The sequence below is a fragment of the Pseudomonas sp. GL_093 genome (genome assembly GCF_057837605.1).
In genome coordinates this window covers 4,552,060-4,563,617 of sequence record NZ_CM174448.1, presented here as the reverse complement: position 1 = coordinate 4,563,617, position 11,558 = coordinate 4,552,060, and the positions used below count along the sequence as shown (strand labels likewise).

General features: G+C 58.3%; 12 protein-coding genes. 6 read left to right on the top strand and 6 right to left on the bottom strand.

The genetic code is table 11. The features are described 5' to 3' along the window. Window positions 1–112 precede the first annotated feature (112 nt). Window positions 113–808 carry a phosphoribosyltransferase gene (locus tag AC3IUE_RS20995; RefSeq protein WP_489263600.1) on the top strand — a complete coding sequence of 232 codons (696 nt, stop codon included), beginning with the start codon at window positions 113–115 and terminating at the stop codon, window positions 806–808. An 80-nt stretch (window positions 809–888) separates the two neighbouring features. Further along, a complete protein-coding gene (locus AC3IUE_RS20990) occupies window positions 889–1,620 on the top strand; it encodes a transporter substrate-binding domain-containing protein (protein ID WP_489268912.1) in 732 nt (243 codons plus the stop codon). 50 nt (window positions 1,621–1,670) lie between these two features. On the opposite strand, the gene AC3IUE_RS20985 is transcribed toward AC3IUE_RS20990, so the two are convergent. From AC3IUE_RS20985 to AC3IUE_RS20965, 5 genes are all read right to left on the bottom strand, one after another. Continuing rightward, window positions 1,671–2,198 carry a DUF1097 domain-containing protein gene (locus AC3IUE_RS20985; protein ID WP_489263599.1) on the bottom strand — a complete coding sequence of 176 codons (528 nt, stop codon included), beginning with the start codon at window positions 2,196–2,198 and terminating at the stop codon, window positions 1,671–1,673. Window positions 2,199–2,222: 24 nt separating this feature from the next. Further along, the gene (locus AC3IUE_RS20980; RefSeq protein ID WP_489263598.1) at window positions 2,223–2,768 is read right to left on the bottom strand and encodes an NADPH-dependent FMN reductase; all 546 of its coding nucleotides are present in this window, start codon (window positions 2,766–2,768) and stop codon (window positions 2,223–2,225) included. A gap of 37 nt (window positions 2,769–2,805) precedes the next feature. After that, the gene (locus AC3IUE_RS20975) at window positions 2,806–3,357 is read right to left on the bottom strand and encodes a cupin domain-containing protein (RefSeq protein ID WP_489263597.1); all 552 of its coding nucleotides are present in this window, start codon (window positions 3,355–3,357) and stop codon (window positions 2,806–2,808) included. Window positions 3,358–3,426: 69 nt separating this feature from the next. Next, on the bottom strand, window positions 3,427–4,542 hold the full coding sequence (locus AC3IUE_RS20970; protein ID WP_489263596.1) for an alcohol dehydrogenase catalytic domain-containing protein: 1,116 nt from the start codon (window positions 4,540–4,542) through the stop codon (window positions 3,427–3,429). 69 nt (window positions 4,543–4,611) lie between these two features. Beyond that, the gene (locus AC3IUE_RS20965; protein ID WP_489263595.1) at window positions 4,612–5,193 is read right to left on the bottom strand and encodes an amino acid synthesis family protein; all 582 of its coding nucleotides are present in this window, start codon (window positions 5,191–5,193) and stop codon (window positions 4,612–4,614) included. A 128-nt stretch (window positions 5,194–5,321) separates the two neighbouring features. Here AC3IUE_RS20965 and AC3IUE_RS20960 point away from each other — a divergent pair, with 128 nt between their 5' ends. From AC3IUE_RS20960 to AC3IUE_RS20950, 3 genes are all read left to right on the top strand, one after another. Then, window positions 5,322–6,173 (top strand): fumarylacetoacetate hydrolase family protein, encoded by an 852-nt coding sequence (locus tag AC3IUE_RS20960; protein ID WP_489263594.1) that lies wholly within the window; start codon window positions 5,322–5,324, stop codon window positions 6,171–6,173. A gap of 40 nt (window positions 6,174–6,213) precedes the next feature. Continuing rightward, a complete protein-coding gene (locus tag AC3IUE_RS20955) occupies window positions 6,214–6,774 on the top strand; it encodes a VOC family protein (RefSeq protein ID WP_436274251.1) in 561 nt (186 codons plus the stop codon). A 103-nt stretch (window positions 6,775–6,877) separates the two neighbouring features. Beyond that, window positions 6,878–8,524 carry a bifunctional 3-(3-hydroxy-phenyl)propionate/3-hydroxycinnamic acid hydroxylase gene (locus AC3IUE_RS20950; protein WP_489263593.1) on the top strand — a complete coding sequence of 549 codons (1,647 nt, stop codon included), beginning with the start codon at window positions 6,878–6,880 and terminating at the stop codon, window positions 8,522–8,524. Between the two features lie 219 nt (window positions 8,525–8,743). On the opposite strand, the gene AC3IUE_RS20945 is transcribed toward AC3IUE_RS20950, so the two are convergent. Next, the gene (locus AC3IUE_RS20945) at window positions 8,744–9,433 is read right to left on the bottom strand and encodes a GntR family transcriptional regulator (protein WP_134098866.1); all 690 of its coding nucleotides are present in this window, start codon (window positions 9,431–9,433) and stop codon (window positions 8,744–8,746) included. Window positions 9,434–9,898: 465 nt separating this feature from the next. Between AC3IUE_RS20945 and AC3IUE_RS20940 the strand changes: the two genes are divergently transcribed. Further along, a complete protein-coding gene (locus AC3IUE_RS20940; protein ID WP_489263592.1) occupies window positions 9,899–11,551 on the top strand; it encodes a DUF1302 domain-containing protein in 1,653 nt (550 codons plus the stop codon). The last annotated feature ends 7 nt before the right edge of the window (window positions 11,552–11,558 follow it).

Here is an 11,558-nt window from a genome sequence, read left to right as displayed (position 1 = left end):
AAAGGGCAGGAGCGTTATGGCCAAGCTTGATGTCAGCCACTGTCAGATCGACAATCCATGAGTGACCGTGTGATGCGAACCGACAGGCGTGATCGCCTGAGGAGGTTTTCAAATGAGTCCCTCATCGCCCACCATCCTGCAGGACCGAGCCGCGGCCGGTCGACGTCTGGTGGAGCCGTTACTCCAATACGCGCATCGCCCCGATGTCATCGTCCTCGCCTTGCCCCGAGGCGGTGTTCCGGTCGCCTATGAAGTGGCCGCGGCACTGGACGTTCGTCTGGACCTGATGCTGGTCCGCAAGCTGGGCGTCCCATCTCATCAAGAGTTCGCCATGGGTGCCATCGCCAGCGGCGGAATCCAAATCCTCAATGAACATGCGCTGCGGGTTCACCCGATTGACCCGGCCACGTTCGATGACGTGGTCGCACGGGAAACCCGGGAGCTGCTACGCCGCGAGCAGGTTTACCGGGGAACGCGCGCGCCTGTGCAACTCAAGGATCAGGTGGTGATCCTGATCGACGACGGCCTGGCGACAGGCGCCTCGATGATGGCGGCGATCCACGCGGTGCGTGTGCACGCGCCGTCTCGCATCGTCGTCGCCGTGCCGGTGGCGCCGATTGAGACGGCGGAGGCGCTGCGCAGCGAAGTGGATGAGCTGATATGCCCGATCATTCCCGACTGGATGATGTCGATCAGTCGTTGGTACATGGACTTTACCCAGACCTCGGATGCCGAGGTCATCAAGCTGTTGCAGCGGGCGTGGCAGCGAGAGTCCAGCGCCGCGCAGCAGCGCTCCGGTCATCGTTGACAAAGATCAGAGCCCTCACTGGATAACGCGTTGCCCGGCGTGCTTCACTCAGCGTTATCGAGTCAAGGATTCTCAAAATGATGAGTGCTATCACCCCGGCAGTACTTGAAGATCTCGCGCCGCAAGGCGTCCTTCGCGCCGCGATCAATTTCGGTAATCCGGTATTGGCTCAGCAGGGCCAGGATGGATCGCCACAAGGTGTCTCCGTCGCATTGGCCAAGGCATTGGCGCAAGAGCTTGGCGTGCGTCTGGAGATGGTGACGTTCGATGCCGCCGGCAAAGTGTTTGCCGCGCTGGAGGAGGGGGCCTGGAACCTTGCGTTCCTCGCCATCGAGCCGGTGCGCGAGCAACAGATCGCGTTCAGTGCGCCCTACGTGATCATTGAAGGCACTTACCTGGTAGCGGCCGATTCGCCCTATGTGGCCGTCGAAGATCTTGATCAGCCAGGGTTGCGGCTGGCGGTCGGCAAGGGCGCGGCCTATGACCTGTTCCTCGCGCGCACCTTGAAACACGCGCAGCTGGCGCGGGCGGAAACCTCCGCCGCTGCGGTCGACCTGTTCTTCGACAAGGACCTGGATGCCGCGGCGGGCGTGCGCCAGCCGTTGCAGAAAGTAGCCGATGCGGACCCGCGTTATCGCGTGCTTGAAGGGGCCTTCACGGCCATTCGCCAGGCGATGGCTGTGCCTCGAGATCGAGAGGCAGGTGCTGCTTATGTGAGGGCATTTGTGGAGCGCAAAAAAGCAGAAGGCTTCGTGCACGCGGCGCTGAAGGCCAGCGGTCAGGCGGATGTCACGGTGGCGCCGCAGGCTTGAAGAGAATATCTGAAGGCTTACGTGACGCCATTGCAGACGATCTGTTGATGCTAATCCGCTATCGACGCCTGCTCATCGAGATGGCTCCTGTCGACCTTCTGCCCGCTCCAGTGTTTTTTTACCAGGCTGGCCAATAGCCCGGCGATTACACCCAGCGCCGATGCCGTGGCCAGCTCGACAAAGGTGTCGAGCGTCGGGGGCAGGTGCGAGGCGAAGTAGCCGACCACTCCCAGGAAGAAAGCCAGCACATTATTGATCACGGGCAGCACTTGCAGGGACAGCACGATCAGCGTTACCACCAGCACCAGCGGGGCGATGCTCCAGGCGCCCAGATAGGGCGCCAGTACCACGGCGGTCGCGCCCGCCACAATGCCGATGGCCAGGCCAATGAGGACGCAGGTCAGATTAATCGCCCCGTCGCGCGCCGTAATGCCGCGGGTAAAAAAGGCAATCCACCCAATGAACATGGCCCAGACGGGGACGTCGATCAGCAGCGCACAGACGGTAGCGGCGAGGCAGGCTACAACCGACTCGCCGAAAATGGCCTTGAATTGATTCATGCTTATGGAATGGCTCATGGCAATGTCACCTCGTCGCTGGTTTCACAGTCTGATTTCAGCGATCAACTGATCGACCCCCGCCAGCATGAACTCGATCGTTGTTTCGTCGACGAAGTGGCCGTTGTGGATTTTTTGATTAACCCCGGGAATGACGATCTGCGGGCCGCAAATGACCCTGGACAGCGTGGCCGACAGCGTTTCACGCAGTTGAGACTGGGCACGCACCCCGCCGAGCACGCCGGGTGAAGAGGTCATGATCAGCACAGGTTTGTTTTTCAGCGGTGAATTGAAGCCCGGGCGGGAGGCCCAATCCAGCGCATTTTTCAGCACGCCGGAAGTGCCGTAGTTGTATTCAGGCGAGCAGATGATCAAACCATCGGCTTGTGCGATGGCCTCTTTCAACGCCGCCACGGATGCCGGCAGCGCTTGCGTTTCAATATCTGCGTTGTACAGGGGGATGTCATTCAGCGCGAAGAGACTCATTTCTGCCTGATCGCCCAATCGAGCGCAAAGGGACTTGAGAATCGCAGTATTCGTTGACTGTGAACGCAGGCTGCCTGAAATACCGAGTAGACGAGGGGTGGCCATAAAAATCCTTCAATCCGAGAGATGAACAATCAAACAACTACACAGCCTGTTTCTCTGCGGGTGACACCCCGATCATCACAAACAGTGCCCGGGCAATGCGCTCACTTTTGTTGCGCCACGCGTGCCGTGTGCCATTTTGAATAACGATGTCGCCTGCCTTTACCAGACGGCTCTGACCGTTATCCAGCTCCAGCCACATTTCACCTTCCAGAATGATTCCGTAATCAATGGTGGCGGTGGTGTGCATGCCCGGATGGTCCGGCTCGAAGGTTTCGATCAAGCCCGGCAGTGCAGCGCTCAACTCGCCAAAGGCCTGGACGCCATCGACAAGGTTCTGCATGACGGTGTCGGGTGGGAAATCAAACATGGCGATGCTGGTGCCGCCCTGAGGAGGAATCAGCGACGCGTGATCAAGCGTCGGGTCGCGCTCATTTTCGAGGAGCGTCGGCTGGGCGGGAGTCGCCCACAGCTGGGCCATTGCGTGCCCCGGGATTGAGGCAAAGGACTGGGCCCTAGGGGCAAAGTCATCTGAAACGAACACGGAATTACCCTGTTCGTCGTGGCCGGTCACGATTCTTCTTATTTTCATAGGGATTACTCAACGGGCAGTCAAAGAGACAGCGAGGGGCGGTTGAACCGCTCCGCTCGCTGAGTTTAGTCAAGGACAGATGACGTAGTTGCTGAAACCGCCATGACGGTTTTCGATACCGGTAATCGCGCTGTTGACGTCCTCCAGATTGAACGCTGTGTTTTCGAAGAACGAAAGATCAAGCACTCCGGATTCAACCATGTCCGCCATGGCTTGGCCTTGTCCGGTGGTGAACCAGGCCGATCCGCTGATCTGGATGTCGTTGTCCATGATCCAGTGCAGATCGATCGGCACTTCGCCGGCGATGGCGCCGACGTTCACCAGGTGCCCACCGCGGTGGAGGGATTTAAGCGCCTGAGTCAGGCTCTCATGCGGTGCCCCTGGCCCCAGGGCGTCAATGACCACATCGACACCTTCGCCATGGGTAACTTCATAGGCCCACTCGTTGGTGGGAATCGTGCCGAGGGTGTGAATTTCGATCCGGCCCGGGGCGGCCAGGTCTTTCACCTTCTGGAACAGGTCCTGGTTTCGGGCGGTGCCGAGGATTTTGCGAACGCCCATGGCCAACGCCAAAGCGACGGCACCCAGGCCGAGTGTCCCGCTGATCCCGTTGATCAGCACCGTGCTGCCGGGGCCAGCGTTGGCCTTGAGCAATGCTTTGTAGGCGGTGCCCAGATAACCCAGTCGCGCGGCGGTTTCGAAGCTGATGTTGTCTGGCAGTTTGACCAGGCTGTATTGCGGGGCAGGGATGTACTCGCAAAGACCACCGTAGGGGTAGTCTTCGAACATGCGCGGGCTTTTCGGTGTGAAGCCGAAATAACCGTTGAACGTATAGGCGGTGCACGCAATGGTGTTGCCCGCGCGGCAGGCCCGGCATGAACCGCAGTGCCTTCCCGGGTTGACGTAAACCCGGTCACCGACCTTGAAGTCGTAGACCTGGGCGCCGACGGCTTCGACGACACCTGAAGGGTCCAGTCCGAAAATGGCAGGGAGTTTCGGCAGGGGGTTATGCGGGAACCATTTGACCCAGTTGGTGAGGATGTTGTGCAGGTTCGGCACGATCCCGCAGGCCTTGATCTTGACCAGCACCTCGGTCGGACGAATCTCGGGGACGGGCACTTGCTCGATGACCATGGGTTTACCGCCTTCATACAGACGTGCGGCGCGCATAGTTTTTGCAGTCATGATGTTCTCCAACACACATATTGTTTTTGTAGTGGTATGTAACCTGCAGCACGCTTCAAATCTTCGGCCCTAACGCAGCCCGTCTTCGCCCTTCACCTCGCTGGCAGCCAGACCACCGAGTCGCGCATGAATCCGCCCGCCCGTGGCCATGGCCAGGCCAAAAGCGATTTCACCGCGACGAGGGCCGTCCCATACGGTCATTTCAGCCACGCCGAAGTGGCTGCGAACATAGGCCGCCTGGATGTGCCCGAGCGGGATCATCACCCGGCAACCCGGGCCACCGATGGTCTTCGCCGCCGGCACGATCGCCTTCGGATTGCCGAGGGCTTCGCGCATGGCCCAGCCACCGGCTTCGTGCCAGACCGCACCGTGTTCCAACTCGCCGTCTTCGCCGACGATTGCACCCTTGCCATAGGCTTGTACATGCCTGGCGCCGCCCAGTGCATGAATCAGTTGCTCGGACAGCTGCGCGCCCAACGCTCTCAGTTCCTGCATGAACGGCAGCAGGTCCTCTACATATTGACCTGCGTAGGGATTGGCGACCACGGCGGTGGCGACCGCAATCCTGAGCGGGACCGACGAGCGAGGCCCGCCTTCATGGAACACTTCTTCGATGTCCAGTTTTACCTTGCGAACCATCACTAGCGACATGCCTAACCTCCAGAACCGAGAGCCTCAAGCGGCTCGTTATTTTTTTTAAAACCGGCCTTTTGCATTATGCATTTTATGATGTATGGTGCAAGAAATTAGTTTTTGTGCATAAAAAACAGGAGAAGAACATGAAGCTGATTTCGTACTGCAAAGAGGGGAAGGCCCATTTCGGCGCCGTGTCCGGTGACGGGGTGGTCGAGCTGACCCGGCGTTTTACGCAGGTTCCGGACCTTGCATCGTTTCTGGCCGACCCGGCCCTGATGCAGCAGGCTCGGCGGATCGTAGACGCCGCGCAACCCGACTACCCGTTTTCAAGCGTTGAACTGGAAGCCGTCATCCCTAACCCCGGAAAGGTGATTTGCGTCGGTATCAACTATGTGGCTCACGCCGAAGAGGCCGGCAGAAAGGTCGGGGAATTCCCGGTGATCTTTCAGCGTTTCGCCGAAACCCTTCTGCCCCACGGAGAACCGCTGGTAAGGCCGCAGGTGTCAGAGCAATTTGATTTCGAAGCCGAGTTGGCCGTGGTAATCGGCAAAGGAGGGGCGCATATCGATCCGGCCGATGCGATGGATCACGTCGCGGGTTACACCTGCTTCAACGACGCCAGCGTTCGCGACTGGCAGTTCCATACGCACCAGTACGGCATGGGCAAGACCTTCAGAAAAACCGGTGCGCTGGGCCCATGGCTCATTCCCGCTTCGGAAATTTCCGATTACCGTAAGCTGGTGGTACGGGGGGTACTCAATGGCGAGCAGTTGCAGGAAGGCAGTCTTTCAGAGTTGGCTTTCGACATTCCGCATTTGATTTCGTACGTGTCGAAGGCACTGGCGTGGAACCCGGGCGACATTCTGGCCACCGGTACGCCGAGCGGGATCGGCTTCAAGAGGAATCCACCGATCTTCCTTAAACCCGGTGATGTTTTCGAAGTGGTCATTACAGAGATCGGGACGCTATCGAACGGCGTTATTGACGAAGCCTAAGCGTTGTCCTCTACACAATCATAAAAACTGGAGGTTCCAAATGCCCGCCTTACCGACTATCAATTTCACTCACTCCGGCGTGTTTTGCGCAGACCTTGATCGCATGGTCGATTTCTACTGCCGCACCTTAGGCTTCATCGTCAGTGACAAAGGTGTCGCCTCAACGGGGCATCGGCTGTTTTTCATGACGCAAAACCCTGAATTGCATCACCAGGTCGTGCTCTTCGACGGCAAACCCGTCGACCTGCCTTTCAACCCGATCAATCAGTTGTCGTTCCTGCTGAACTCGCTGGATGACTTGAAGACTTACTACCAATTCGCCAAGAGCAGCGGCGTTGAAGGAATCGCTCAGGTGGATCACGGCAACGCCTGGTCGATGTACTTCAAAGACCCTGAAGGCAACCCCATCGAAATGTATGTGGATGCACCGTTCTACACCGCACAACCTTGCAAGGAACCCCTCGATCTGGAGCTACCGACCGAGGTCATCCTGGCCCAGACCGAAGCCATGTGTAAGCGCCGCCCAGGCTTCCAGACGCGAGAAGAGTGGAAGAACTCCATCCGCGCGAAGATCGAAGAACAGCGGGTTCGAATCGGCTGACAACGCGCCGATCTGTGAATGTTGAAGCCTGGTTGATGGGCACGCACACGCCTGTTCATCAACCAGAAGTCGCACTGGATAAAAACAAAAAGCGGAGTAGACGATGGACTACGATGTCATCATTGTTGGAATGGGTCCGGTGGGTGCTCTGTGCGCAAATCTGGCTGGCATGTGGGGGCTCAAAGCCCTCGTCGTGGACAAGTCCGAAACGGTGTACACCAACCCCAGGGCCATGGGGTTTGACCACGAAGTGATGCGTGTCTTCGGCAATATTGGCCTGGCCAATGAGATCGCCGAACATGTCATGCCTTATCGCCCCTCGGAGTACCGAACCACTGGCTCTGCGCTGATCAAGCGCATTGATGCCGCCAAGCCTCCTTTTCCGCTGGGTTGGGCACCGAACTATGTGTTCTCGCAGCCCCCCGTCGAGCGTGCGTTGCGCGGCAAAATTGCCGATTTGAAGTCGGTCACCGTGGAACTCGGTTCAGAGGTTCTGTCGGTCGATTCCACGGGCTCGCAAGCGGATGTGCGCATTCGGGCCAAAGACGGAACAGAGCGCACGCTGACGGCAGACTATGTGCTGGCGTGTGATGGCGGCACCAGCCCGATCCGCACCCGACTGGGCCTGAAGATGGAGGATCTGGCTTTTGATGAGCCGTGGCTCGTGGTCGATGTGATCCTCAATGAAGGGGCGGGCGAGCATCTGCCAAAGACCAACGTGCAGTTTTGCGAGCTGTCCAGGCCTTGCACCTTTGTCGTCGGGCCGGGTCAGCATCGGCGCTGGGAGTTCATGATCAATCCTGACGAACAACCGACGGAAATCTCACAGCCCGAAGCGATCAAGAAGCTGATCTCCCGCTGGTTGCCGGAGGGCGACTATCAGCTATGGCGGGCGTCGGCTTATCGATTCCATGCACTGATCCTGGAGCAGTGGCAGTCCGACCGGGTGTTCTTCCTCGGGGACGCGGCGCACATGACGCCGCCGTTCCTGGCGCAAGGCATGTGCCAGGGCATTCGCGACGCATTGAACCTGGTCTGGAAGCTCGCACTGGTGAAAGAAGGGCTGGCAGCCCCGGCGTTCCTGAATACCTACCAGACCGAACGATTTCCTCATGTCCGCCAAACAACGATGGCGGCCAAAGAGTTCGGTGGCGTGATTTGCGAACGCGACAGTGAGAAAGCCGCGATCCGCGATGCGCGGTTGATCCGGCAGATGACGGAGAACCCGGCAGGGACCATCAGGCAATCGCTGATTCCGGGGTTGTCTCAAGGGTTTGTCGCGCAGGTCGCGCCTGCCGGTGAGCTGTTTCCGCAACCGATGGTCATCAACCATGCCGGCAAGACGGCGCTGCTGGATGAGTTTACCGGCCAGTCCTTCCGGGTGGTCATTGCCCCCGGTTTTGACGCCAGCGCTTTACTGCGATGTCTGCGCAGCAGTCAGTCGCTCAAAGGTCTGCCCATTCATGTCGTGCGATTGGTCGGCCCCCAACAGTCAGGCCCACGCACTGCGGATGATTATCAGGAGGTCGATGGGGTGTTGGCGCAATGGCTTGAGAGCCGAGGCTGCAACGTCGTCATCGTGCGGCCGGATCACTACGTGTATGGCGGGGCGCTCACGGTTGCCTGGGCGATGGAGTTGCTGGAGGGGATGGAGCTTGCGCTGTGGAGCAAGAAGCCTGAACAGGCTGTGCAGAGTGATGGCGGCGCCAGCGACCCGATGATCAGGTTTGCGCAGGGACTAAGCCAGTAAGAGAAAAAACCCTTCGCTTTGCACTGCCCACGAAAGCAGTTGCATGGCGAAGGGCTTTTTCTGAAAGGTCAGGAATACGGTTTCTGGTACAACGATAAACCCTTGTGGGAGCGAGCTTGCTCGCGAAGGCGGTAGATCAGTCAACATCTCTGTTGAATGTGAATCCGTCTTCGCGAGCAAGCTCGCTCCCACATTTGAACGGCGTTATTTCTTCTTGATCTATTGAAGCGTGGCCTGTTGCCGCTCGATCGCTTCAATGGTTCGGTCCAGGGTGTCCTGAATGTGATTGCGCAGCAGCGTCACCGCTTTTTCAGAGTCCCGTGCCAGCGCAGCATCCATCAGATCCTGATGCTCATTGCCCTTGTGCCGTTGACGGATTCGCTGCTTGGCAGAGAAGCGTCTGTAACGCTCGGCCCGGTCAAACAGGGAGTCGATCATCTTCAGCATCAACGGCGATGGGCACGCCGCGAACAGCGCGAAGTGGAACGCCTTGTGCCGGGTAGACCAATCATCGTCGAGCACCAGCACGCCAGTCCCGAGTTTTTTCTCAACCAGATTCAAGCGGTGAAACGCGCCCAGTACATCGGCTTCCCAGGCGTCATCGCCAAACTTGATGGCATCGCCTAGCGCCTCGCATTCCAGCAAACAGCGCATCCGCGTGATGTCGCGAAAATCCGTGGTGGAAATCGGGGCAACCCTGAACCCCTTGTTATCGCTGGCTTCGACGACGCCGTCCTGCGTCAGGCGATTGAGTGCCTCACGAATGGGCGAACTGCTGAGCCCGTAGGTCTTGGACAGTTCGGCGACTTTGAGTTTTTCGCCGGGGGCCAGCTCGCAACAAACAATCGCTTTTTTCATCTTGGTCAATGCGACTTCGATCAGCGGACTGTTGGGGGAGGAGGGGATCATGATGTGTCATCCTGAAATTTGCACTAAACGGATTTTATGCGCAAAAAGTTGTTTGGTGCAAAGGATGAATGTCGCGTTGCGCACAAATTTTCCTGCGTCGCAAGGGAAAAATCGACGAGCCATCGCTCGGCCGCTCTAGACCGGCCCTTTGTCCCCAGCCACCTTCCAGCAATCCATTTCAACGCGCATGCCGCTGCTGTCCTGATGAACGTCCCGCCTGCCGCAACTCCCCGCCCCAGCTACCCGAATGAGCGCCCGAATGTTCTTGACATTGAATTTGTGCAGGATTACGTTTTGTGCACAAAGTGCTATTGAATGCAATAAATAACGTTTTGCGCATAAGTGGTCGGGCTCGTAAATCTGACCAGAACGGACAGGGAAGGAACGCCGCAGCACCCGTGGTATTCGCAGCCAATGCTGCGAGTGGATGACCTTTTACAAAAACAAAAAAACAGGAACATCTTCATGAAAACAGCCAACCAGCGGCTCTGCCCGTTGCCGGTTTCCAGCATCGCCTGCGCGGTCAGCGCAACGGTGCTGCTGAGCCTCTCAACGCCCTCGCACGCCTTCCAGATCGACACCGGTAATCCCGATCTTTCGGCGACCTGGGACAACACGATCAAGTACAGCAACGCGTGGCGCGTGAACAAACTTGATCACAAGGTCGCGGTCGGCCCAGGCACCTCCAACAGCAATCCCAACCTGGATGACGGCGACCGAAACTTTGATCGCGGGCTCATTTCCAATCGCCTGGATGTCTTGTCCGAATTCGACATCAAGTACAAAGACGTCGGTGCTCGTCTCAGCGCGGCCTCGTGGTACGACAATGTCTACGCCCACGACAACGATAACGACTCTCCCGGCACCGCCAACTCGGTGAGCGTCGAACACGATGAGTTCACCAGCGACACCCGCCGCATCCACGAACAGCACACTGAAATCCTCGATGCGTTTGTCTATGGCTCGAAGGAAATCGGCACGACGTCGTTGTCCGGGCGACTCGGCCAGTTCACGCAAATCTATGGTGAAAGCCTGTTCTTCGGCGCCAACGGCATCGCCAATGCGCAGTCCACCGTTGACCTGGTGAAGCTGCAATCTGTACCGAGCTCCCAGTTCAAGGAAATCCTGATGCCCACCAAACAGGTGTCGGGCAACTGGCAGTTGAACGACACGGTCAGCGTCGGCGCCTACTACCAATTCGAGTGGAACAAGACGCGTCTGCCCGCAGCGGGTAGCTACTTCAGCGGCGCGGATTTTGTCGGCGAAGGCGGGGAGCGGGTGTTCTTTCCTACCGGCGAGCTACGCCACGGCAAAGACATCGATGCCAAGGATTCAGGACAGTTTGGTGCGCAACTGAAGTTCGCCGTCGAGGACTGGGAATTCGGTCTGTACGCCGCGAAATACCACGAAAAGACCCCGGTGTTTTACTTCCGTCCGGCCGCGCTGGTCCCCGGTGCTGATGACACGTTCGTCAACGTTTATCCCGAGGACGTCAAAGTGTTCGGGGCGAGTTTCAGCACCCTGGTCGGCGAAGCCAACATCGCCGGCGAAACCTCGATTCGGCTCGATACGCCGTTGGCAGGTGTCGGCGGAACGATCATTACCGGGCTGGATTCCGACAATGATTCCAACCCGGCGTACCCCATCGGCAAGTCGTGGCATGCCCAGGTGTCGATGGTCAATGTCTACGGCGGAACCGCGCTGTGGGACGGTGCTTCGTTCGTCGGTGAACTGGCGTTCAACCGTCGACTGAGCGTGAGCAAAAATGCCGATCAACTGGACCCCAACACCACCCGCGATGCCTTCGCGCTGCGCTTCACCTTCGAGCCGCAGTACTTCCAGGTCTTCCCCGGCATCGACGTTCAAGCCCCGATCACCATTGGTTACAACCCTTCCGGGCGCTCCTCGGTCACGCCTCAGGCGTTCGGCCCGGAACATGGCGGGGACCTGACGTTGGGCCTCAAGGCTGATTACAAGAAACAGTGGTACGCCTCGCTGAGCTACACCAACTTTTTCGGTGAGGCGGGACCTGTCATCAACTCCTCCAACTCGTTCACTTACCAGCAAAACATGAAAGACCGGGATTTTGTGGCGCTCTCGATCCAGCGAACCTTTTAAGCAAAGA